This window comes from Aliikangiella litoralis, from assembly GCF_052495765.1.
In genome coordinates this window covers 2189459-2215247 of record NZ_CP199292.1, presented here as the reverse complement: position 1 = coordinate 2215247, position 25789 = coordinate 2189459, and the positions used below count along the sequence as shown (strand labels likewise).

19 protein-coding genes are annotated in these 25789 nt (G+C 36.6%); 11 read left to right on the top strand and 8 right to left on the bottom strand.

All coding sequences use genetic code 11. From position 1 onward, the window contains the following. The first annotated feature begins 10 nt into the window (after positions 1-10). Both ACT5E3_RS09200 and ACT5E3_RS09195 read left to right on the top strand, forming a co-directional pair. Positions 11-1267 carry a YeaH/YhbH family protein gene (locus ACT5E3_RS09200; protein WP_444998012.1) on the top strand — a complete coding sequence of 419 codons (1257 nt, stop codon included), beginning with the start codon at positions 11-13 and terminating at the stop codon, positions 1265-1267. A 9-nt stretch (positions 1268-1276) separates the two neighbouring features. After that, positions 1277-2800, top strand: a complete 1524-nt coding sequence (locus ACT5E3_RS09195; protein WP_444998011.1) for a SpoVR family protein — start codon at positions 1277-1279, stop codon at positions 2798-2800. A 26-nt stretch (positions 2801-2826) separates the two neighbouring features. On the opposite strand, the gene fadR is transcribed toward ACT5E3_RS09195, so the two are convergent. After that, positions 2827-3564, bottom strand: a complete 738-nt coding sequence (fadR, locus tag ACT5E3_RS09190; protein WP_444998010.1) for a fatty acid metabolism transcriptional regulator FadR — start codon at positions 3562-3564, stop codon at positions 2827-2829. 409 nt (positions 3565-3973) lie between these two features. Here fadR and nhaB point away from each other — a divergent pair, with 409 nt between their 5' ends. Further along, positions 3974-5611: a sodium/proton antiporter NhaB gene (gene nhaB, locus ACT5E3_RS09185; protein WP_444998009.1), complete on the top strand. Its 1638-nt coding sequence runs from the start codon at positions 3974-3976 to the stop codon at positions 5609-5611. A 571-nt stretch (positions 5612-6182) separates the two neighbouring features. Here the strand turns inward: nhaB and putP are convergent. From putP to ACT5E3_RS09165, 4 genes are all read right to left on the bottom strand, one after another. Further along, the gene (gene putP / locus ACT5E3_RS09180) at positions 6183-7703 is read right to left on the bottom strand and encodes a sodium/proline symporter PutP (RefSeq protein WP_444998008.1); all 1521 of its coding nucleotides are present in this window, start codon (positions 7701-7703) and stop codon (positions 6183-6185) included. 49 nt (positions 7704-7752) lie between these two features. Further along, a complete protein-coding gene (gene gshA / locus ACT5E3_RS09175; RefSeq protein ID WP_444998007.1) occupies positions 7753-9309 on the bottom strand; it encodes a glutamate--cysteine ligase in 1557 nt (518 codons plus the stop codon). Between the two features lie 455 nt (positions 9310-9764). Next, a complete protein-coding gene (locus tag ACT5E3_RS09170) occupies positions 9765-10172 on the bottom strand; it encodes a DUF2802 domain-containing protein (protein ID WP_444998006.1) in 408 nt (135 codons plus the stop codon). A 31-nt stretch (positions 10173-10203) separates the two neighbouring features. Beyond that, positions 10204-10704: a chemotaxis protein CheW gene (locus ACT5E3_RS09165; RefSeq protein ID WP_444998005.1), complete on the bottom strand. Its 501-nt coding sequence runs from the start codon at positions 10702-10704 to the stop codon at positions 10204-10206. Between the two features lie 641 nt (positions 10705-11345). On the opposite strand from ACT5E3_RS09165, the gene aroF reads away from it, so the two are divergent. From aroF to trpA, 7 genes are all read left to right on the top strand, one after another. Continuing rightward, positions 11346-12362 (top strand): 3-deoxy-7-phosphoheptulonate synthase, encoded by a 1017-nt coding sequence (aroF, locus tag ACT5E3_RS09160; RefSeq protein WP_444998004.1) that lies wholly within the window; start codon positions 11346-11348, stop codon positions 12360-12362. Continuing rightward, positions 12362-14002, top strand: coding sequence for an anthranilate synthase component 1 (locus tag ACT5E3_RS09155; protein ID WP_444998003.1), 1641 nt, complete (start codon positions 12362-12364; stop codon positions 14000-14002). Before aroF ends, ACT5E3_RS09155 begins: the two co-directional genes overlap by 1 nt. Next, positions 13995-14615: an aminodeoxychorismate/anthranilate synthase component II gene (locus ACT5E3_RS09150; RefSeq protein ID WP_444998002.1), complete on the top strand. Its 621-nt coding sequence runs from the start codon at positions 13995-13997 to the stop codon at positions 14613-14615. The genes ACT5E3_RS09155 and ACT5E3_RS09150 overlap by 8 nt, the downstream gene beginning before the upstream one ends. A 25-nt stretch (positions 14616-14640) precedes the next feature. After that, positions 14641-15657 carry an anthranilate phosphoribosyltransferase gene (trpD, locus tag ACT5E3_RS09145; RefSeq protein WP_444998001.1) on the top strand — a complete coding sequence of 339 codons (1017 nt, stop codon included), beginning with the start codon at positions 14641-14643 and terminating at the stop codon, positions 15655-15657. Beyond that, positions 15657-17021, top strand: coding sequence for a bifunctional indole-3-glycerol-phosphate synthase TrpC/phosphoribosylanthranilate isomerase TrpF (gene trpCF, locus ACT5E3_RS09140; protein ID WP_444998000.1), 1365 nt, complete (start codon positions 15657-15659; stop codon positions 17019-17021). The genes trpD and trpCF overlap by 1 nt, the downstream gene beginning before the upstream one ends. 67 nt (positions 17022-17088) lie before the next feature. After that, positions 17089-18285, top strand: coding sequence for a tryptophan synthase subunit beta (trpB, locus tag ACT5E3_RS09135; protein WP_444997999.1), 1197 nt, complete (start codon positions 17089-17091; stop codon positions 18283-18285). Positions 18286-18289: 4 nt separating this feature from the next. Next, entirely contained in the window at positions 18290-19096 is an 807-nt protein-coding gene (trpA, locus tag ACT5E3_RS09130; RefSeq protein WP_444997998.1) for a tryptophan synthase subunit alpha, read from the top strand. A gap of 156 nt (positions 19097-19252) precedes the next feature. On the opposite strand, the gene ACT5E3_RS09125 is transcribed toward trpA, so the two are convergent. Then, positions 19253-19699 carry a YaiI/YqxD family protein gene (locus ACT5E3_RS09125; protein WP_444997997.1) on the bottom strand — a complete coding sequence of 149 codons (447 nt, stop codon included), beginning with the start codon at positions 19697-19699 and terminating at the stop codon, positions 19253-19255. A 38-nt stretch (positions 19700-19737) separates the two neighbouring features. Then, complete coding sequence (locus ACT5E3_RS09120) at positions 19738-20670, bottom strand: hypothetical protein (RefSeq protein WP_444997996.1); 933 nt, start codon at positions 20668-20670, stop codon at positions 19738-19740. A 168-nt stretch (positions 20671-20838) separates the two neighbouring features. Here ACT5E3_RS09120 and ACT5E3_RS09115 point away from each other — a divergent pair, with 168 nt between their 5' ends. Then, complete coding sequence (locus ACT5E3_RS09115) at positions 20839-21513, top strand: nitroreductase family protein (protein WP_444997995.1); 675 nt, start codon at positions 20839-20841, stop codon at positions 21511-21513. Between the two features lie 944 nt (positions 21514-22457). Here ACT5E3_RS09115 and ACT5E3_RS09110 read toward each other — a convergent pair. Beyond that, on the bottom strand, positions 22458-25307 hold the full coding sequence (locus ACT5E3_RS09110; protein ID WP_444997994.1) for a TonB-dependent receptor plug domain-containing protein: 2850 nt from the start codon (positions 25305-25307) through the stop codon (positions 22458-22460). Between the last annotated feature and the right edge of the window lie 482 nt (positions 25308-25789).

Sequence of the window (25789 nt, the reverse complement as noted above, 5' to 3'; positions counted from 1 at the left end):
AACTTCTTTTATGCAAATTATTGATCGACGTTTAAATCAGAAAAACAAAAGTACAGTTAATCGCCAGCGTTTTTTAAGGCGATACCGTAAACAAATCAAGCAGGCTATTACTAAACAAATTAGTCAGCGTGGCGTCACTGATATCGATCAAAGTGAAAATATATCCATTCCATCAAAAGATATTGGTGAACCAACCTTTAGAAGCGCAGAAGGAGGTGTTAGAGAAAGGATTTATCCTGGCAACAAAGAATTTGATCAAGGAGATAGAATAAAGAGGCCACCACCTGGTGGTGGTCAAGGTGGAAAACAAGCCAGTGATAAAGGTGAAGGCCAAGACGAGTTTGCCTTTGAAATTTCTAGTGAAGAATATATGGAAATATTATTTGAAGACCTAGAGTTACCTAATTTAAAGAAAAACAAACTCAAAAAACTAATCAATTACAAACCAATACGTTCAGGTTTTAATACCGATGGTACACCTTCAAACATCGATATTGTGAGATCATTAAAAGGTTCATTAGCAAGAAGAATTGCTTGTCAATCACCACTAAAAAAAGAGCTTTCAGAAAAAGAGGCTTTATTAAAAGAATATATTGATAATGATCAAATAACAAAACGTAAAGAAATTGAACTTGAAATTGAGGAATTAAATCGACGTATTCGCAGCGTTCCTTATCTTGATTCATATGACCTTCGTTATAAAAATTTTGATAAGCTACCTCAACCAACTACCAATGCGGTAATGTTCTGTTTAATGGATGTTTCAGGCTCAATGGATCAACAAACGAAAGATATGGCGAAACGCTTTTTCATCTTACTTTATATGTTTTTAAAACGGACCTATAAAGATGTAGAAGTTGTTTATATCCGCCACCATACTCAAGCCAAAGAAGTGGACGAAGAAGAGTTTTTCTACTCACAAGAAACGGGCGGTACAATTGTTTCAAGTGCCTTAAAACTAATGCAAGAAATTATTCACGATCGTTATCCAGCTGATGACTGGAACATATACGCAGCACAAGCTTCTGATGGTGATAACTGGAATGATGACTCTCGTGTTTGTCATAACCTTCTGTCAACTCAAATATTAAAAACGGTTCGTTATTATACTTATGTTGAAATTACCCAACGAGAACCACAAAACTTGTGGCATGAGTATGTTCGAATAAAACAAGACTTCGATAACTTTGCCATGCAGAAAATAGCAGAGCAAAAAGATATTTACCCAGTTTTTCGAGAGTTTTTTCAAAAACAATCTCAAAAATAGGAGTGTCTTTTGAACAAGAAAAAACATAAACCGATTTCAACAACGGCTGATTGGACATTTGATTTAGTTCAAGAGTATTACGATACCATTGCTGGAATTGCAGCTGACTTTGAACTTGATACTTACCCTAACCAGTTAGAAATGATCAGCGCAGAACAAATGCTAGATGCCTATGCTAGCATTGGCATGCCTATTGGATATAATCACTGGTCATTTGGCAAACATTTTATACATAATGAGCAGTCTTATCGACGTGGTAGAATGGGACTAGCTTACGAAATTGTGATTAATTCAGATCCCTGTATCGCCTATTTAATGGAAGAAAATAGTATGATGATGCAGGCACTTGTAATGGCACATGCCTGCTTTGGTCATAACTCTTTTTTCAAAGGCAATTATCTTTTTAAAACTTGGACCGATGCCGAAGCCATTATCGATTATTTAGTTTTTGCTAAAAACTTTGTCGCTCAATGTGAAACTCAATATGGGGTAGATAAAGTAGAAAGTATACTCGATTCTTGTCATGCATTAATGAACTATGGTGTTGATCGGTATAAACGCCCCTACCCTGTATCAATGCGAGAGGAGAAACAACGCCAAAAAGATAGAGAAGCTTTTCTGCAATCTCAAATTAATGAGTTGTGGAGCACGATTCCCATGAATGAGCAAAATCTCAAAGATAAAAATCGACGACGTTTTCCAGAAGAGCCACAAGAAAATATTCTTTATTTCATTGAAAAAAATGCACCATTAATTGAACCCTGGCAACGAGAGATTGTTAGAATTGTTAGAAAGATAGGTCAGTACTTCTACCCACAAAAACAAACCCAAGTCATGAATGAAGGTTGGGCATGCTTCTGGCACTACACCATTTTAAATGAAATGTTCGATCGTGGTCATGTTACAGAAGGCTTCATGCTAGAATTTCTACAAAGCCATACAAACGTTGTAGCTCAACCTGACTTTGATAGCCCTTATTTTAGTGGAATAAACCCCTATTCTTTAGGCTTTGCAATGATGTGCGATATTCGCAGAATCTGTGAAAAACCCACAGAAGAAGATAAGCAATGGTTCCCAGAAATTGCAAATTCTAATTGGCGAGAAACTCTTGAGTTTGCAATGAAAAATTTTAAAGATGAAAGCTTTATTGCGCAATTCCTGTCTCCCAGATTAATCAGAGAGTTTAAGTTTTTCTCTATTTTAGATGATGATGAACAAAGCGAGTTAGTGGTATCTTCAATTCATAACGATACGGGATATCGTTATATTAGACAAAAACTCTCAGATCAATATAACCTCAGTATGAACGAACCTAATATTGAAGTTTTTGATGTCGATATCAAAGGTGATCGAGCATTAACCTTGAGATACAAACCTAACAATAGAATTCCGTTAGCAGATAACAGCCAAGAAGTGCTTAAACATTTATACCGCTTGTGGGGATTTACCGTAAAACTCGATGTTGAAGATGAAAAAGGTCGCCGAACAGAAATAGGTCGTTGCCCTGAAGTAGTTGAAAAAACTGGGACTTAAATTAAGTCCCAGCCATAAAATAGTTGCTAGTGAGAAGCCGCCAATACATCAATTTCTTTCAAAGAAGACAAATTAGCTCTCATATTTGCCCATAGCTCCCCAGTTTTTCGCCCATAATCCCATATCGCTTCGCTCAGTTGATTAGCATCATTTTGTAATACAATTTTTCTCAGCTCTAGATAATAAGCCTTAGCTAATTTACGTGTTTCAGGATTAGTAAAGTAATAGCGCCCTATTCGGTAATAAATGTTTTTAAAGCCATTCAACATTAAAATATAAACAGGATTACCAGATAACCCTGCACACTCATGCTGAACTCGCCAGTCATATTCAATATAAGCTTCGGCAGTTTCGTCTACACTTTCAATTTGAGAGAGTATTTCCGCCATTTTGTCGGCGTTTTCTTTCATCGCAAAACGAAAATAAACGCCACCAAATTGCGTTCTAACATCTAACAGTTGATCCGCCAACTTTATTGAACCAGCGTCATCTAAACGTGTAATCGTTTCAAGTATGTGTAAACCTGCGGTTTCCCAAATATCATTAACTTTAGTTGGCTTACCATGCTGTATAGTTAACCAACCATCTCTTGCTAACCGTTGTAATACCTCACGCAATGTTGTTCGAGTCACACCGATTAACTCAGAAAGTTCTCTTTCAGCGGGCAAAATTGTGCCCGGAGCAAACTTTCCATTCCATATTGAGTCGACTATATATTCTTCGGCAAAAGCAGCAGGACTACGAGCTGTAATGATATTAGCCATTTGACATTCCTATTTCGATAATTATTCTAAGTTACTATTTAAATCAAGTGGGGTGAAATTTCAATTACTTAAAGTCATCAGTGGTCTGATTTGTTTAGGATACGCGTTTTATCATTGTAAGGCAAAGAACAAAACCGATTAACAACCTCTAATTAAGACTTAGCTTTAGTTTTCAATTAAGATAGTGCTAAAACGACCCAATATATTATTATCTTTAGGTCAAATAACTCAAGCATTTAATTTTTAAGTAATTTTTTATAAAAATATAGCTTAAACAACTAGTCAAAAAAGTCATTAGCGACTAAAATTTCCAAATAAAGCTTCTAAGTTCGGGTGTATAATACCACTGAGATACAAGAATTAAAGAATTTGGATTAAGAAAAATACTAATATTAATTAAGGAAACGCCATGAGTCGTTCAATTCCAGCAGCCTTTGTTTCAAACTTTTTAGGTAATGCTCCAGCCTGGTACAAAATCACAATTATTTTGTTTTTAGTCATTAACCCTATCGCCGTAATTATAGCCGGTCCTTACATCACCGGATGGTTGTTGATTTTAGAATTCATATTCACCTTAGCTATGGCATTAAAATGTTATCCCTTACTTCCTGGCGGCCTACTTGCTATTGAAGCCGTATTTATAGGACTAACTTCCCATACCACTGTACTGCATGAAATCCAAAGTGCGCTAGATGTTATTTTACTATTAGTATTTATGGTCGCAGGTATTTATTTTATGAAAAACTTACTGCTTTTCATTTTTACTAAACTGTTACTAGGTGTTCGCTCAAAAGTACTATTGTCTGTACTATTTTGTTTTGTTGCCGCTTTTCTTTCAGCATTCCTTGATGCACTGACTGTGACTGCGGTAGTTATTGCGGTTTCAGTCGGTTTTTATGGCATATTCCATAAAGTCGCATCAGGCAAAAAGTTTACTTCCGATCATGATCACGGCACTGACGATGAAGTGCATGAATTACACCGAGAAGATTTAGACGCATTCCGCTCTTTTTTACGCAGTTTAATTATGCATGCAGCCGTTGGTACTGCATTAGGAGGGGTTTGTACTTTGGTAGGAGAACCTCAAAACCTGCTTATTGCGGCTAAAGCCAGCTGGCAATTTGGTGAATTCTTTTTACGCATGGCTCCAGTTACCATTCCTGTACTGATAGCCGGTTTATGTACAACAGTGCTTCTTGAAATCACTGGTTGGTTTGGTTATGGCCAAAAAATCCCGGAAAAAGTTCGTTCTGTTATGGAAGATTATGCAGAATATGAAAACGATCAAAGAACAACACGAGATAATGCAGCACTAATCGCTCAAGCTATCACTGGAGTTTGGTTAATTATTGCATTAGGCTGGCACTTTGCCCCTGTAGGACTTATAGGTTTATCTGTTATCATTTTTGCTACCGCCTTTTGTGGCATTACTGAAGAACACCAAATAGGTCACGCTTTTGAAGAGGCCCTTCCCTTCACAGCGCTATTAACAGTATTTTTTGCTATTGTGGGAGTCATTGCAGATCAATCGCTATTTAAACCAATCACGGATGCTGTACTCGCTTTAGAAGGTAATACACAAGTAGCTATGTTCTATATTGCTAACGGTGTTTTATCCATGATTAGTGATAACGTATTTGTTGCCACTGTTTATATTAACGAAGTCGCCAAAGCCGTTATAGATGGAACCATAACACGCGAAACTTTTGATATGCTTGCAGTTGCGATTAATACCGGAACTAACATTCCCAGTGTCGCCACACCAAATGGTCAAGCAGCTTTTCTCTTTTTACTAACATCAGCAATCGCTCCCTTAGTAAGACTATCCTATGTAAAAATGGTCATCATGGCTTTCCCATACACAATCGTCATGAGTACTGTTGGTATAATTATGGTCATGACCAGCTTGCAACCCTCTACCGATAAAATGCTGGAAAGTGGAATCATCAAACAACACTCAACAGAACAATTGTGTAGTTCTATGGGGGGAGAGTGGAAAGATGAACACTGTAAATTAGAAGAGAAAAAAACAGGTTCATCGCATTAAGCTTTACCTACCACCTATTTTTAAGATACAAAGGAGAGTATTTTCCTTTGTATCTTGCTATCTAGTAAATCTGCCATTTCAGCTCCCAAATAATAAATTAGAAAGAATACACAGCGCCCAGTCTAATCTTGAACGCTTAAAAATAGGGAAAGTATGAATATAAATAAAACACTTAAATAATCAAAACTACGAGTAGTTCAGTTAGTGTAAAAGCAGCAACTAATAAATTTTTATTTAATCAAGAAAAAAGAGACTAGATTTACCAATAGTTTGTTTTGTCAAAATACAGCTTTAAACCCAGCCTGTCATCTTCTAAACATATAGCTAAATCAGCTTCACTTCCCCTTAATTAACTTCAGCTCTGGATAAGAAAATTCAAAATAATTAATAGAATCATTTTTATTTTCAATGACTTAAAGCCCAATTAAATTGAATTGCCGTTTCCACTTAAGCTCAGTGTGGCTATTTTTGTGGCTATCAAAGCAAGTGACTGCCGCAATAGCGAGGCGCTTAACGCAGAAAGCAGCCAAAATAGACGCTCTGATGACTTTTTCCAGAGCTGAGTAATTAGCTACTCTTTCATAACTAATTGAGCTTGGTCGAAATCATCTCCGACTTCAGCGCTATTTTGCGGACCGAAAGCACTCACTAAATAAATTGCTAGCGAAGCCAGTGTTACTCCAGGGATCATTTCATAAAGACCAGAAAGGAAACCCAATTCCGATTTAAACTGAATCCATAAAATGACTGTTATTGCACCAACCAACATACCTGACAAAGCTCCCCACATAGTCATCCGTCTCCAAACTAATGATAAAAGAACCACAGGACCAAATGCCGCACCAAAACCAGCCCAAGCATTAGAAACCAAACCAAGCACTTTTGACTCTTTATCTAAAGCAATAATCATGGCAACAGCAGCGACAACCAAAACTGAAACTCGACCAATTAATACTAACTCTTTATCTGAAGCATGAGGTTTTAATATTCCTCGATAGAAATCTTCAGTAACAGCACTAGAAGAAACAAGTAGCTGTGAATCAATAGTACTCATTACTGCAGCTAAAATAGCTGCCAACAAAAAGCCAGCAAGCCAGGGGTTAAATAAAACTTTAGTAGCAAAAATAAATACTTGTTCAGAGTCTTTAGCTAAGAATGCAGCCTCCGGTCGTTCTGCAAAATAGGCAATCGCAAACAAGCCAACAAAGATAGCGCCAACCATACTAATAAACATCCATCCCATTGCAATTCGACGTGCTCCATGAACTTCTTTAACCGATTCTGCGGCCATAAAACGAGCTAACAAATGAGGCTGCCCAAAGTAACCTAGCCCCCAGGCTATTAAAGATATAAAAGAAATAGAAAAGAGATATTCGGTGACATCTTTACCTGAAAACCATTGAGCTTTCAAAGTGCCAGCAGATTCATCAAGACGAGTGGCAACCGCCATAGCTTGTTCTAAACCACCTAATTCATAAAGCATCACACAAGGGGCGACCACTAGAGCCGCAGCCATCAATAACCCTTGAATCATATCGGTCCAAGAAACAGCTAAAAAACCGCCAATAAAAGTGTAGCTAATAATAACTAATCCCCCAGCAAAAAGCGCTAAGTGATAATCCATAGCAAAAGATGCTTCAAACAATTTAGCGCCAGCAGTTAGCCCAGAGGCGACATAAACGGTGAAAAAAATTAAAATAATTGACGCAGATACAATACGAATTAATTTACTTTCATCATGAAACCGGTTGGTAAAATAATCAGGTAAAGTCAACGCATTGTTAGCTTGTTGAGTATAAACCCTCAATCTAGGCGCTGTGATTTTCCAATTAAAATATGCGCCTAATAACAGGCCAAGTCCGATCCAAGCCTCTCCTAAACCTGAAGCATAAACAGCTCCAGGTAACCCAAGTAATAACCAACCACTCATGTCTGATGCACCAGCGCTTAGTGCTGTCACCCATCGACCTAAGCTCCTCCCCCCCAATATATAATCCGATAAATCTTGTGTTTGTCGGTAAGCATGTACACCAATACCTAGCATAAGCACTAAGTAGATAATAAAGGTGATAAAAGTAGCTGTTTGTTCCATAGAACAATCCTCTTTGTTTTTATTATTTTAAAACTTAACTGAACGTAAATTATTCATAGTAGCTTGTTAGAAACTCTTCAAACGATAAATTATCAGCAGCTTCAATTTGTTCTTTCTTTGCATGTGATTTTTCTGCGTCTTTTTGATAGCAACTCAACAAGCTTTCACTTAATAAGTTTTGCGAAAAATAGTGTTTATTTTTTTGTGATATTTCCATAGCAAAAGGGAAAAAACCATCTTGGCGACTCTCAATTTCTTTAACAATGCGCCCAGAAAAAGTTGTATCTAAATTATCTAACTGTTTAAATAACTGGTCAATTACTTCAACATGCTCGGTTGTTTCATAAGCGGAATCTAAAACCTGAGAGTAAGCTTTTATTTGTGTCAATAACTGGCTAGCAAATTGCTTTAATGACACACAATGATTGTTAACCGTTAAACATAAATCCGGATGGCGCCCTTTACGCACGACCCCACGAAAATTTTCTTGGTACTCACCAGTTTCTCTTAAGTTGATAGGTTCTGAACGTGCGAATAGACATGCTAGCAAAAATGAGTCAATAAAAGCAATTTGTGACTGCTCAACTCCAATTTCAGAAAATGGGTTTAAATCTAACGCCCTAACTTCAATATACTCAACACCACGTCTTCTTAAAGCTTTAGTTGGTCTTTCACCAGACTGGGTAACCCGTTTGGGACGAATACTGCTATAAAACTCATTTTCAATTTGTAATATTTTATCTGACAATTGAACATATTCGCCGTTTTTCTTCACACCTATTTCTGCATAATAAGGATCAGGTGTTCGAATAGCAGACTCTAAACCATCAATATATTCATCTAGTGAGTTATAACTAATATTCAAACGGCTTTGCGCTTTATTTTGATAACCCAGATCACTCATTCTTAACGATGTGGCATATTTACCATAACGAGTCCCTTCGGTTAGCTTGTCTAAATCAATATTTTTATTTTTTAAAAAGCTATCACAAAGCGCAGGAGAAGCACCGTAAAAAAGCGGTATAAGCCAAGAGTAACGTAAATAATTTCGAATTAACCCCATATACTTTTCGGAAATAAATGTTTGTAAATCTAGCTCAGCTCCTTCTTGTTCATGCAAAGCTTTCCAAAAGGAGTCAGGCAGTGAAAAATTATAGTGAACCCCTGAAATCGTTTGCATAAAACGTCCATAGCGATGCCCTAAACCTAAACGATAAATTTCTTTCATTTGGCCGCTATTTGAAGAGCCATAACGGGCAATAGGAATATCTGATTCTTCTCCCATTACACAAGGCATGCTCATTGACCATAAAAGTTCATCACCCAAGTTTTGGTATGCAAACTGGTGAATTTGTTTTAATTCCTTTAATGGCTTTAAACGATCTGTTGAAGGCTGAGTAATAAATTCGGGCAATGCTTCAGAGTAATCGGTTGTAATATGAGGGTTTGTTAATGTTGCCCCCAAAGCATGTGGATGTTTTTTTTGCGATAAATAACCATCAGGTGATATACGTAAACTTTCCTTTTCAATGCCTCTTTTGATCCCAGTAAAATGTTCAGTTAAAGCTCGAACAGTTGATAAGTCAAATAATTCCAGAGATTGCATATATTCTCGCTACTTATTAGTGTTTTTTGTCTACTATTCAACCAAATAGTTTGACCATGCATGAATTTGCTAAGTTTGCGGCTTCAATCGTTATGGGTCAAGTAAAGGCTAACTATATATCTCGGTTAATAATAGGCTCATATTAGCAAAATGTACTGATGCTAAAAATCAACCACAGGATAATATGACAATGATAGTCACTATCAGACACTACTAATAAAATAACCATTTGATTTATAAAACGATAAGAAGAAACTCAATCGTAAAAATATAACTTGCTTTCTATCAACAGAGCAACTGGTTTGACCTGGGATTTTAGATGTAAGCAAATTTATAATTGACTACTTAGTGGTTAATGATCAATCAATTATATTGTGTAGTATCAACCATACAAGCAGGAAAAAATCAGCTGAAGAAGACATGAGGTAATTAATTGTTTATCGATAAAAAGACAGCTAGTGTGTATGGCTGGGAGCTGAATTTCTCATAATAGCAAGCAGCTCGGCCTCGGCAGGAGAAATATCAAATGCTTCAACAACCTCCTCGATCGTCGCCCCGCGAGATAGTAACAAACCGGCTTGATCAAAATTTTTAGATATTGGATCACTCTGCTGAATTTGTTGCTGCTGTGATGTTTCTACACTGGCTATTTCTTGAGCAACCTTACGAATTTCACGACCCATACCTAACTGACCACTGTTCATCGCTCTTACTTCATTTTGCAATAAAGTTAATTTTTTATTCAATTTTAGGTGTTGCTGATTTAACTGAAACAAATAATACCCAACAACAAGCAATGCAACAGCCAGCAAACTGCTAACTACCGATACTTGTTCTACTATTTGTAATAACCAATCAATCATATTGACTCAATGTTACCTATAATCTCATTAATTAATAGTCGAGAAAATCCAATTCATCCCATTCTTCTTCACCAAGCAATTTATTCAAGTCAACTAAAATCAACAACTCTTCTCCTCGATGAGAAACACCTTGAATAAATTTAGCAGATTCATCATTACCAACATTCGGAGTCGATTCTATCTCTGATTGCCTTAAATAAACCACTTCAGCAACCGCATCAACTAATATACCTATCACTTGCTGATTAGTCTCAATAATCACAATACGAGTATTATCTGTTAATTCAATAGGTTGCAAACCAAACCGCTGACAAGTATCAATAACAGTAACTACATTTCCACGCAAATTAATAATTCCTAAAACATAAGGCGGAGCACCTGGTACTGGAGCGATATCAGTAAAACGCAAAACTTCCTGAACTTGCATTACATTGATACCATAGGTTTCATTAGATAAACGGAATGTCACCCATTGCAACACCGCATCATCATCACTATCATTATTTGTTAAAATATTGTCATCCGCACTCACAACTCAGATTCCTATTTAGTCAGATATTTGTCGGAATTACTTTAAATCGCTTATAGAGAATATTTAAAGCATTTTTTGTACCAAAGTGAGTTTATTCAGCAAATTTCTAGCTAGAACGCGCTAAATAATCCTTTAATAACATTAATATGTACCCTGTATAACTATAGACAATTTTAAAAAAGTTGCGATTTTTTCTAATAAAAACAGAATATTTAGCTATACCAAAAAATTGACGCTTGACACCAACGCGTATTTTCGATTATTTTACTGCCCATGAAGACTGTAAACCTTAAAGCAAACGCATTAAATGAAACTCCTTGGTGGCAATACTCACTTTAGAGGGTTTTCGCATAAGTGCGGTTTACAGTAAAGTATTCCAAAAGCCCGATAGAGAAATCTAGCGGGCTTTTTTACAGATAATAAAGTTTAAATATAAGTTAAATATAATGATTAAAACGCAAATGGAAAAAATATTTAAATTAAACGGCATCGCTTGGTGGTGGCACTCAATTTATTTGAGTGGGTAATCCATTGGCCGTAAAGCTAAAAAACCCGCTCAACAAGCGGGTTTTTTTATGCAAAAAATAAAAATTACATGAATTAATTATTACTCTTAAAATTTTGCTCACAAGGAAATGAAAATGATTATTGAATTAAAACCAGAGGCAAGCGAAGCTGATGCGAAAGAGATTCTGACACAAATAGAATCCGTAAAACTGAAACCGCTTTATATGCCTGGAACAGAAAGAATCGTATTAGGCGCATTAGGGGATGAAATTGTCTTACATTCTCTCAATATTACTGCGCATCCAATGGTAGAAAATATCAAACCAATACTCAGTACATACAAACAAGTAAGCCGAGAAATGCAAAGCCATGATACCCAAGTTGCATTTGGGCAAAACACAATAGGTGGGGGGACATTTACGGTTATTGCTGGCCCATGTGCTGTTGAAAATAAAGAACAAATGTTTGAATCCGCCAAAATCATTAAAAAATATGGTGCAACAGGCCTAAGAGGTGGTGCATTTAAGCCTCGAACTTCACCATATAGCTTTCAAGGTCTTGAGGAAGAAGGACTAAAAATCCTACAAGAAACGGCAAAAGAATTTAACATACCGAGTGTGACCGAAATTGTTGATGCTAATCACGTAGACATGATGGAGCCCTATGTTGACGCCTTTCAAATTGGTGCGCGTAACATGCAAAACTTTAAACTCTTAAAGGCTGTTGGACAAACCAATAAAACTACTATTTTAAAAAGAGGCATGTCAGCCACAATTGAAGAATTTTTATTAGCAGCAGAATATATCTACAACGAAGGCAACAAAAACATCATTTTGTGTGAACGAGGGATCCGTACTTATGAAAAAGCAACTCGTAATACACTCGACCTAAATGCGGTTGCTTATATAAAAACTAAAAGCCATTTGCCCATCATTGTTGATCCATCACACGGAACAGGGATCAGAGAGCTAGTGATTCCAATGTCAAAGGCAGCCATCGCTTGTGGGGCTGATGGTATTATTGTTGAAGCGCATTATAATCCTCAAATTGCACTTTCTGATGGCCAACAATCATTAGACGAAGCTTATTTTGAAAAATTAATGTCAGAGTTAACCCCTTTTATTCATGCCTCAGGAAAGGTTTTATCATAATGTCACCTACACAATATACACCTAAAACAGGCTCTTTTGATGATCAATCACCTTACGGTAAGGTGAAAACTATCAGTAAGACGATTGACTCGTTTTTAGAACCCGTTGAAATATTTCAAGAACTCAACAGAATAAAAGCACTAAAAAACACTATTTTATTAGAGTCTAGTGAAATTGAATCGAAAGAAAGTGTCAAAAGTATACTCATGTTACAAGCAGCTATTCGTGTTGAGTGTAATGAGCAACAAGTAAAAATTGAAGCAATAACCGCTAATGGAAAAAATGCGCTCGAACATATCTATAATTCCTTAAAATCGCAAGACATTGATTGTGAAAGAGCTCCTGAACAACAGTCAGTTTATGTACACTACCCTTTACAAAACCACAATCTAGACGAGGATTCACGATTAAAGCAACCAACAACAATAGATAGTATTCGTACAATAAAAAATGCTTTTACGCCAACGAATAAAAGTGAATACTCAATCTTTCTTGCTGGCTTATTCGCTTTTGACTTAATTGCTAATTTTGAAAAACTACCGCCATTACCAGTCAGTGCCGAAGATTGCCCTGACTTTGTATTTTACTTAGCAGAAAGCCTTTTAATTATTGATCATAAACTGAAACAGAAAAAACTTTTGTGTAACCACTTCTCTGGTGTAAATGCACAGAAAACCTATTTTGAGTTAGCTCGCTCTTTTGAAAATTTTGAGCAAAAAATTACAACTCTAACTAAAGAACACCATTCCACTTATGATAGCAACAAGAACACAACTCTCTCTGTTGACTTAAGTGATCAAGAATATCAAGATGTTGTAGTTAACCTTAAGCAAAGAATTATTCAAGGCGATGTATTTCAGGTTGTTCCATCAAGAACTTTTACACTTGAATGTGACTCACCAATCAACAGTTATCAAGAACTCAAACACTCAAACCCTAGTCCATACATGTTTTACATGCAGGATCAAAACTTTGTATTATTCGGCGCATCTCCTGAAAGTTCCCTAAAATACTGTAGTCAAACCAATCAGGTTGAACTTTATCCGATAGCAGGAACCAGACCCAGAGGGCGAAGTAATGGTATAATTGATCTTGATTTAGATGCTCGTATAGAAGCAGAATTAAAACTGGATCAAAAAGAAGTTGCAGAACATATGATGCTGGTAGATCTTGCTAGAAATGACATTGCCAGAATAGCAAAACCAGGAACAACACATGTGCCCAGACTTTTAGATGTTGACCGATATTCACAAGTTATGCATTTGGTATCTTGTGTTCAAGGAGAGCTACGTCACGATCTAGATGCTCTCCATGCATATCAAGCTTGCATGAATATGGGAACCCTTACAGGAGCTCCCAAAATAAAAGCGACTGAGCTTATTCGTAAAGTAGAAGCCAAACGCCGAGGTAGCTATGGCGGTGCAGTTGGCTACTTAAATGGGAGCGGCGATATGGATACTTGCATAGTCATCCGTTCTGCATTCTACCAAAATGGTATTGCAAAAATTCAGGCTGGAGCTGGTATTGTTTATGATTCTGTTCCAGTACTTGAAGCTAATGAAACTGAGAATAAAGCAGCAGCAGTCATTAAAGCAATTCAGAAAGCAAACCAATTAATACAAGGATCATCCAATGACTAATCCATTGAAAATTATTATGATCGATAACTATGATTCTTTCACCTACAACCTAGTTAATCAATTCAGATTATTAGGGGCTGAAGTTATCATATACCGCAATGATACACCTGTTGAGGAAATATTTAGTTCCAAGCAATCAATCGATCCTAACAATACAGTAATCGTGATTTCACCTGGGCCAGGCAACCCTGATTCTGCAGGCAACTCACTCTCAATTATTAATACTTACGCAGGTAAAATTCCACTTTTAGGTATTTGTTTAGGTCACCAGGCAATCATTCAACATTTTGGTGGTACTATTGGTCAAGCCAAGCAGATTATTCATGGAAAAGCTGACGATATTTATTATCAAGATAACGAAATACTTAATATTTTACCCTGTCCATTTAGGGCTGCACGTTATCACTCCTTAGTCGGTAGCAATATCCCTGATGAACTAGAAGTAATTGCGAATACAAAAGATGAAGTGATGGCAGTAAAACATAAAAAACATAAAATACTCAGTTTTCAATTTCATCCCGAATCTATTTTAACCACTTACGGTAGTCAACTTTTGAATGCTTCACTCGCATGGTTAACTAATTGCAATTCAAATACTTATTCGACTCATTAATTATTATTTTTACCAGGAACTTATCATGCAAGCATTACAAAAAAAGATTTTTGAAGGTCAGCATTTAACCCAACAAGAATCTTTAGAACTTTTTAGCCAACTAATATCGGGGAAAACAGATCCAATTTTAATTAGTGCCTATTTAATCGCTTTAAAAATCAAAGGTGAGCAACCAAGTGAAGTTGTTGGTGCAGCTCAAGCGCTACGCCAACACGCCAACCCTTTTCCTAAACCAGATTATGCGATCACAGATAGCTGTGGTACTGGTGGAAGCGGTCAACATACACTGAATATATCGACTTTGGTATCACTTATTGCTTCGGTCAAAGGGCTAAAAATGGTTAAGCATGGAAACCGCTCAATTTCGAGCAAATGTGGTTCTGCCGATGTATTAGAGCAATTAAATGTAAAAATAGATATGTCACCAGAAGTGGCTCGTCGATGTCTGGATGAAATAGGTACAACTTTCTTATTTGCCCCGCTATACCACACTGGCGTAAAACATGTCATGCCTGTAAGAAACACATTAAAAACTCGAACTATTTTTAATTTATTAGGCCCATTAATCAATCCAGCTAATCCTGAATATCAACTGATGGGCGTTTATGCACCAGAATATTGTTACGCCGCGGCAGAATCTTTGAGACTTTCTGGTTGTCGAGCAGCCATGGTTGTACACAGTTGTGGTTGTGATGAAATAACTTTAGCAGGGACAACTCATGTGGCCGAACTTAAAAATGGAAAAATAGAAGAGTACGACTTAAACTACACCGACTTCGGGCTGAATAAAGTGCCATTAGAAGCGCTAGTTGGAGGCACACCAGAAGAAAACGCACAAAACTTTACTGATGTGCTTCAAGGAAAAGCGTCAAACTCGGTTATTGATACTATTTCAGCGAATGCTGGAGCACTCTTTTATTTATCAGGAAAAAGTGAATCAATAAAACAAGGTGTCAGTGATGCCAAACAAATTATTGTTCAAGGTGACGCTTTTGAAAAACTACAGTCACTGGCAGAAATCAGTCACCAAGGAGCCAAATAATGAAAAATGTACTGCAAGAAATTGTAGCCCATAAGCGTGATGAACTTGTGCTCAGAAAAAAACAAAAACCATTAGAGAGCTTCCAAGGTGACTTAACTAAATCAACTCGAAGTTTAGAAAAGGCATTATCGAATCAATATGCCGATTTTATTTTAGAGTGCAAAAAAGCATCACCTTCTAAAGGACTAATCAGAGAAGATTTCAATCTAGACTATATTCTCGAACAATATAAAGATTATGCAAGTGCTATCTCGGTACTGACTGATCATAAATATTTTCAAGGTGATTTTTCATTTTTATCTAAAGCCAGCAAAATTGTTAACGTACCGATTTTATGTAAAGATTTTTTCATCGATATTTATCAGGTTTATGAAGCTCGTCATTATGGCGCAGATGCTATTTTGCTAATGCTTTCTGTACTTAACGATGATGACTATATTAAATTAGCAAAAATAGCAGAGTCTCTTGACCTAGATATTCTAACTGAAGTGCATGATGAACAAGAACTCAATAGAGCCATACACTTAAATGCAAAAATTATAGGTATCAATAACCGAAATTTAAAAGATTTAAGTATTGATTTAGCAACAACCGAAAAACTTGCATCAAAAATACCAGCAGGTAGGATTGCTATTTCAGAATCTGGAATAGAAAGTCACTCAGATATTAAACGCCTTTCGCCACTAGTCAATGGTTTTTTAGTGGGCTCTAGCATTATGGCCCAGCAAGATATTCGCATGCACTGCAAATCATTAATTTTTGGAAAAGTTAAAATTTGTGGTATTACTCGTGAACAAGATGCCAAAAGTGTTGACCAATATGGCGGGATTTATGCAGGTTTTATTTTTTATCCAAAATCCAAACGCTACATCAGTTTAGAATCTGCGCTCAAAATTACTAATAGTGTAAAACTTCAATATGTCGGCGTATTTGTTGATGAAGAAATATCATTAATTGTTGATTATGCAAAACAGCTAAATTTATATGCCGTACAACTTCATGGTGATGAATCTGCTGAATATATACAAGCATTAAAAACAGCACTGCCCAATATTCAACTATGGAAGGCTCAACGAATTACAAACTCAATAAACTTTACACCTGATAACCATATTGATCGATACTTATTAGACACTTACTCAGACAAAGAACAAGGTGGTACAGGCCATCACTTTGATTGGGAGCTGCTAAAAACGGTGAATACTGACAACATCATTTTGGCTGGTGGTATTAATTTAGACAACATAAATAAGGCAAACTCATTCAATACTTTTGCACTTGATTTAAGTTCGGGAGTTGAGTCTAAACCTGGTATAAAAGACACACAGAAAATTGCAGAAATTTTTGAACAACTAAGAGCTTAATCAACAAAGCAAATTCAAACATTTCAAAATTAATTACTTTAAATTGACAAGATAATAGGTTAATTCCATGACAAAACTCAATCGATACTTTGGAGACTTTGGCGGCATGTATGTGCCCGAGTTATTAGTCCCCGCTTTACTACAATTAGAAGAAGCATTTGTTAACGCGACTAGCGATGAAACCTTCATCAATGAATTTCATACTCTACTTAGCAACTATGCAGGTCGCCCTACTCCATTAACGTTAACAAAAAACTTATCTCCTAATAAAAACGTAAAAGTTTACTTAAAACGTGAAGACTTATTACATGGCGGAGCACATAAAACAAATCAGGTACTAGGCCAAGCATTACTCGCCAAAAGAATGGGAAAAACAGAAATAATTGCCGAAACAGGTGCAGGACAACACGGTGTAGCAACCGCAATAGCATGTGCCCTGTTAGGTTTAAAATGCCGGGTTTACATGGGTGCTGTCGACTGCAAAAGGCAACAACCCAATGTTTTTAGAATGGAGTTAATGGGCGCAAAAGTTATTCCTGTAACAGCTGGCAGTGGCACATTGAAAGATGCTGTCAACGAAGCTTTAAGAGACTGGTCTGCCACTTATAAAGATGCCCATTATTTGTTAGGAACAGCCGCAGGGCCTCACCCATTTCCAACAATGGTTCGAGAGTTTCAAAAAATGATTGGCGAAGAAGTCCACTCACAAATTTTAGCAGCAGAAGGTCGTTTGCCTGATTATGCAATCGCTTGTGTCGGCGGAGGTTCAAATGCAATTGGATTATTCACCGACTTTCTTCCTTTAGAAGAAGTTAAACTCATTGGTGTTGAACCAGCAGGCAAAGGTCTAGACACTCATGAACATGGTGCAACGCTTAATAAAGGCAGTAAAGGCATACTACATGGTTCTTATACTTACATTATGCAAGACGATGATGGCCAAATTGAAGAATCTTATTCCATTTCAGCGGGACTAGATTACCCAGCGGTTGGCCCGCAACATGCTTTTTTAAAAGACACTCAGCGCGTTGAATATGTAGCCATCACAGATACAGAAGCATTAGCAGCCTTTAAAAAGCTATCAGAAAGTGAAGGAATAATTCCAGCACTAGAGTCATCACATGCATTAGCTTATGGACTAAAACTCGCTAATAAAGTAGCTGACGGAACGATTATTGTCATCAATTTATCAGGGCGTGGAGATAAAGATTTAAGCCACGTTAAAAGTGTTATCACACAGCAACAAGCGCAAGAAGGAAAATAGTCCCATGAGTAATCGTTATCAACAATGCTTTGACAATTTAAAAGCCAAGAAAGAAGGTGCCTTTGTTCCATTTGTGATGTTGTGTGATCCTGATCCACAACTAAGCTATCAAATTATTACCACCTTAATTGAAAATGGTGCCGATGCGCTGGAACTTGGTATTCCATTTTCAGATCCAATTGCTGATGGACCAGTGATCCAAGCGGCTTCAATCAGAGCTTTATCCAATGGTGCTAATGTAGCCAAATGTTTTTCAGTCATTAAATCAATTCGAAATGATTACCCAGAAATTCCAATCGGTCTGTTAGTTTATTCAAACTTGGTTGTCGGACATTCAATCGACCACTTTTATCAACAAGCTAATGAAGCAGGTGTAGATTCAGTATTAGTTGCAGACGTTCCGATTATTGAGTCAGAAAAATTTATTAGTTCGGCTAAAGCCCATAGTATTGCGCCTATTTTTATCGCAACACCTAATGCAGAAGAAACCACACTAGCCGAGGTGGCAAAACGAGGACAAGGCTATACTTATTTATTAAGTCGTGCCGGAGTTACTGGTGTAGATGTAGCAGCAGAAATGCCTGTTGATAGAATAATTAATACATTACAAAAGTATCATGCACCACCAAGTTTACTTGGCTTTGGAATATCAACACCACAACAAGTGGTAGAAGCTATTCAGGCTGGAGCAGATGGAGCAATTAGTGGGTCGGCCGTTGTAAAAATTATTGCCAACCACCTAAGTACGCCAGAAAAGATGTTGAAAGAATTAGGCAACTTTATTGCCCAAATGAAAAAAGCGACCAAATAGTTATAATTTTTATTTCAAATAACCTGAAAAATATAGTCAGTTGTATATTGTAGTCGATATCAATAGCTTTAGTAGTACTACAAAGCTATTGATAAAAACTAAAATATTACACTCTTCACAGAGAGTACTGACTATTTTTCTTACCCAAAGCTTAAATTATTGAGACTGAGTTAATAACCGATCCAAATGATTAGCAAAGTTTTTTCGATCGGTTTGGTTCAGTGCAGGAGGCCCCCCAGTGTCTACACCACTAGCTCTCATAGTATCCATAAAGTCCCTAATATTGAGTCGACTGCGAACATTATCAGGCGTAAACAATTCTCCACGAGGACTCAGTGCCTTACAACCATTTTCAATAACTTCAGCAGCTAAAGGAATATCACTCGTAATCACCAAATCTCCTACGGAAGCCCTTTTTACAATTTCATTATCAGCTACATCAAAACCAGGAGAGACTTGAAGCATTTTAATTATTGGTGAAGCAGGAGTCCGTATAAACTGGTTGGCCACTAATGTCAGTTGCGTTTTAGTTCGCTCTGCTGCACGAAATAGTATTTCTTTAATAACGACAGGACACGCGTCAGCATCCACCCAAATATTCAACTTATTTCTCCTCTATACCTATACTATCGATAAGTTTTTTAATCCTCAAACCGTATCTCAAACCTTAGAATTAGTCCAGTGTAAAAGTTTCTCTTGGGTTGTTCAGGCGTCCTCCTCCATAAAAACTCTGGCTCAATTTCATAATAAAGCCAATCGATATCCAATTGTTTTCTATAGCGAAGCGCAAGACGATATTCTTCAACAGCAAATTCATTAGCCGACCGCCCTTTAATATTAAAATCATAAGACAACCAACTTTCTTTTGACATATGATTAATAATTGAAAAAGTATTTATCCATTCATTTCCTAAACTTTTCTCAGCCCGCAAAATAGTATAGTTCCAACGAAATAGATTATTAACATTAATTATTCTATCAAGTTCCATTCGTACACTTGCACCATAACCTTTTTTTTCTCTCCAAAAAACTGAGTTAATATTTTTAACAAACATTTTATCGCTTTGGTAAGGACGATAAGTATGTTTGAATAAAACAAATGGTTCAAGATGAGAGCCTAAACCAATCCTTGTATCAAATTTAAAACGTTTATATTTATCTGATTCATAGTTTAGTGCAGCCGATGAACTTTTATTCTCCAGAGGCAATGAACTATGATTAACCTCTCCTTTGGTCTCATCTGAAAAAACAGAGTCTCGCTCATCAAAAATAAGGCTGAAATGTTCATTCATCTGCGGTAAGCGAACTTTAGCTTTCAGTTTTGCAGCATAATCGATTTTTTCTGTTTCTTGCCAATGTACACTTGTCACTAAACGGAGGTAGTCATAGTTAGCCGATTCTAATGCATCATTTTGTCCAAAAAAACGATCAATAAAGTTGGCGACCTTGACCGCGGAAGAATAAACGGCCTTGCGGCCTGTTTTTTGTTCAGCTTGCTCAGCAGATATATTGACAGAATAAATAATAGAGCAGACAAAAACAAAACAGAAGTAAGCTTTGACTAAATTCCTCATGTTAATGTAACTACTCCATACCTGCACTTTGTGTATTTTGCATATAGTAGCAAATATATATTGCGATATACTTAATTAAAATCTTATATCAAAATTATAGTTGATTTCACATTGTTGCTTATGCAACAATTAAGCATCAGTAATAATACGAATTTATTAGGATTAATTATGAAAGAGCACGACTCTCGCCCGCTACCAGACTTTACAGAATATTCTCCTCAGGAAATGCTAAGCCGTTCAGAGGAGTTTTATCATGAAATAAAAAAAAGACACACCGTTAGAGAGTTCTCAGAACGCCCTGTCGAACAAGCAGTGATTGAAAACTGTTTAAAAGCAGCTGGCACAGCCCCTAGTGGCGCTAACCATCAACCTTGGCACTTTACGGTTATCAGTGATCCCGAAATAAAATCAGAAATCCGCCAAGCTGCTGAAAAAGAAGAAGTTGCTTTTTACGATGGACGAGCAGGAGAAGAATGGTTGGACGCATTAAATGCATTAGGTACAGACGACCATAAACCTTATTTAGAAAAGGCACCCTATTTAATCGCCATATTTGCACAACAACGAGGTGGTGTTACAGTTGAAGAAGACAGAAAAAATTATTATGTGAGAGAGTCTGTCGGTATTGCAACTGGCTTCCTAATTAATGCACTTCACCACAGCGGCTTAGCAACACTCACCCATACTCCCAAACCAATGACTTTTCTTAATCAAATATGCAAAAGACCAAAAACAGAGAAAGCATACATTCTGCTTGTAGTTGGCTATCCAGCAGAGTCAGCTACAGTACCGGAGCATGCTCTAATCAAAAAATCATTAAATGAAATAACCACTTTCATTTAATTCATATAACCGACCTCACTTCAATTTTTTATCAAATGATATTGAAACAGCTAAAAAAAAGCCTGGCATTAACGCCAGGCAAAACTAACACCAAGTCTTAAAATCTGATCAATTAACTATAAAACACTTACTCATAAAATACTTTTTCCCAAATAGATTCAACCATAAAAACAACTACATTCAGGAATACTAATAAAGCATTAACGTAATAATCTATTTAATCGATATATTAATGTTTATACTAAAAAACCATTAAACACAAATTATCAATTGTTCTATAAATAAAATTTAAATGTTTAAACTTAAGTAAAATCAATCGACAAACTCAACTAAAAACCAATAAAATTTGCGGTGTTCTTTCGTAAAAGCATCAGATATTGTTAATCAATAACGAAACCTTGTTATTTATGGGGTTTACACCCAACAAAGATTGCGTTTTACAAAAATTTACGACCTCAACTGACTCGCCTATATTTAATCACTGAATCACTCTTACCAGCAGTCTTCCCTAAGTTTCCGTGATATTACTCAAACTCTCTAACTTTTATGACGAGACATCTCCCTGCTTAGGAACTGCTATGGAGACAAAAATAATCAAACATATTTATAACCCGTTTATAATATATTAAACCTAAACTATTTAAGCTTCAAGTCTTGTATAACAATTAAATAAAACGATTAATTATTGTGCTTATAAAATAAAAATTTTAGCTTAGCCTTGATCATTTATTAGATAATTAGTATTTTACTGCGCCGCACAAATACAGTTTTAATAAATTAAAGTATTATTACTTGTACTATCATCAAACTAGTTTGAGAAGCAACAAAATTAATAGTCATAAATTGCAAGACTAACATTAGGAATAAAAATAAATCGCTGCAAAACAAAAAAGCCTGGCATAGCCAGGCAAACTAACAACCTAAACTAAACTTATAATGAGAGGTTAAAAATTAGTGGTATAACTTAAATAAAAAGCTTTTCCTTCCCTGTCATACCCTTTGACTCGGCTAGCAAATGAATAGCTACCACCCCCACTAAATGGAGTATTCCATGAAGGATCTGCCGCAAATAAATTATTCACACCTAAAGTCATTGTGCTGTCTTCAATCCCACGGTAAGTAACTCCTATATTGGTTGCATGCCATGCATCCCATTTATCAAGAGTTTCTACTCGTTCTCCAGTGATTTCACCAGTAACAGGATCTCTTGGTGCTAACTCAGGCATTCCAGCTGCGCTTCCAATATAACGCCAGCGTAAAAATGCAGAATAATCTCCTTTATTCCAATTAACTTTTACGGCACCTTTCCAACGGTTCTCATAACCATCTTTAACCCAATCACGTCGCACCGTATCAGCATCATCATTTTCCAAATATTCTAATTTATGAGTAAAATTAGTTTCTAGTCCGAATTTGAAACGACCAAAGTCATTCGTCTTTAAAACATAATTCATCCGTAAATTAGCACCATCAGACAATTTTTCAGCCGCGTTTATAGGCCCCGAAAAAACACAAGCTAGCGTAGGATAGGTATAAGTTCCACCTGTTGCTGGATCAATATAAGTTTGACTTTCGGTCAGAAATCCAACTTCACCGATCGCTTCACATTCAGTACCCGAAACACCACCAGCCGTAGCATTGTAAATTTCTTGTCGATTCAACAAATAGCTGGTCCCAACAGTATTCACTTCACCATTTAATTGGATACGATAAAATTCTAAACTCATATCAAAATCACCAAAGTCACCAGTCCAAGCAATGTTGGTTGTTTCACCAGTTTCTTCTTCAAGCGCTTTGTTACCGCTGACAACACGGGTATATGAATCACTCCAATCAGCTTGCGGATTACATGCAACAGAACCACCTGCATCACCAACAGCTTTTTGTGCATCAGTACAAGGCTCAAAGCGATAACTCGTATTCGTAAACAATCGGCTTGGCTCAGCATGAATACGTGCTAAATCAGGCGCTTTAAATGATTTCCCCCAACCAATTCTAAAAGATTGATTTTCAGTCGGCTGGAAAACGAACCTGGCTGATGGAGAAAATGCGCCATCAACATCAGTATCATCATCATAGTAATCATAACGACCCGCTAAAAATAAATTTAAACTTTCAGTGAGTGGAATATCAGTTTCAAACCCAAAGGCATAATGATCACGGTCACCAGAAGCTCTCCCCCCTCCAGCACCTAATATTTCTTGATTGATGACATTATCACTAACACTATCTTTCCAATCTTCAGAAAATCCTTCTAATACTGCGGCAAACATTACAGGCCCAGCAGGCATATCAAATGCTTCACCGGAAATTTCAAATGAAAGCTGACTCGCCTCTATTGAAGAAGTATAAGTACGATAATCAGTAACGCGTCTAGCGACATCTGCAGGCATTACGTTCAAAGGATACCACTTTCCTGCGCTTGTATCTTCTGGATCAAGTGTTAAAACGTCAAGCAAAGCATCTCTTCTCATCCAGGCTCCACCATAACGTAAACGACTATTTTCACCGTAAGAAAAGTTCACTTGATAATCTAAGTTATCAGTCAAACGGCCCGAATAATTCATCCATGTCTGTAAACTATCCGCATCAATTTCTTCTTTGTAAGGGCCAAACTCAACGAAACGTCGTCTTATTTCAAATCGATTCCAACCACTCACACTATCTAATGATAAATCGCCTGTTGCAGGATCACGATAAACATTAACTCCAGCCCCTCTAGGCTCATTAAACTGCTCTGTTTTACGATCCATATAAGCAACATTAAATGAAAACTCATCTCCATTATCAAACTCTTTTACAAGTCTTAGAGAAGAATTTATTTTTTCTTCAGCAGGAACAATAGAACGGCCTGAATGACGATCATAACGACAACGGTATGATGTATTACTCAAAGAACTCTTACCAGGATAGCCGTTCCAGTACTGTGTCATCCACACAGCATTTTCTCCAAGCAATGTCATGCAAGATTGCGGATCTCCTCCTCCGGGATAATTTCTTTGTTCATCATGAAAAACTCGACTAAAGTCTCTTAGGTAAGCTCCCCAATTAGAATAACTTCCGGTTCCATGTGGTCCTAAACCTAAATATTCTTCTCTTTGATTGGTAAATAAGGCTTCTTTATCTTGTCCTTTAAAAGTAAAAAGTCCTGACCAGCTATCTCCCCCAAAACCGGTTACATAGCTCACTGATTTTCTTGAACGACCACCTCGCTCAGTATCTTGATAACGTAGATTAAGACTTGAACCATCATAATCATCTTTTAATATCACATTGATAACACCAGCCATAGCATCGGAGCCATAAATAGCCGATGCTGCATCAGTTAATATTTCAATCCTTTCAACCGCAACACTTGGTGGAAGAGAACCAACATCAGCAGTATTAGACGAGCTACCAAATGCACCAGCAAAGTTAGGTACTCGATTTCCATTAATTAAAACTAATGTTTTATTTGCCCCCAAGTTACGCAAACTCACTTGCTGGGCAGATCGCGTTGTAGAGTTATTATCTGTCTCACCTAGCGAAGAACCAGTCGACGAGATTGTCGCCAAAAAGTCACCTAAATCAGTAAAGCCTGACTCTTCAATTTCTTCACTAGAAATCACTTGAATGGATTGCATTCCTTCAACATCAGTCCTTTTAATTCTTGAGCCTGTAACAACTAGCTTTCGATCTTTCTTTTTGTCAACACTAGTATCTTTACTTTGTTCAGCAGCCAACACTGGACCACCAGAAAACAGTGTTAGGGCCGAAAGAACACAGACAGCCAGTTTACTCTTTTTGAGTTTCACAACTTGCACCTTACTTCCTCCACATAATTATACTTTTATTAAGTTATACTTTTATTAAGTTTTTACGATTGCTTTACTTTTATGCATAGCAAATTTATTTAAACGAAAGAAAGTGAAAAGCACAATAGTTATGAAAGAGCCAAAACATCCACAACGTCTATAAGGCTATTCGAAATATAACTATTACTTTAACCTTTAAATTGATGATTTTTTATAAAGTAGCTCATTGTTAAATTGCTATAAAGGAAGTGGCATTACAGTAAGTTCAACTAAAAATTGATAAAAAATAGATAAAGCTTTATTAAATCCAACTAGCTGTTGAAACAATAAATTAATCGTTTTATTGAAAACTGAAACTACTCAAAAAGGCAAAAGTCAAAGCAATTGGTTTCTCAAATAAGAAGAAGAAAAATAAAATATTCAGTAATTCACTTCTCATAAATTACACATAAAAGCTTCTCACTTTGGTTTTTATCTTCATC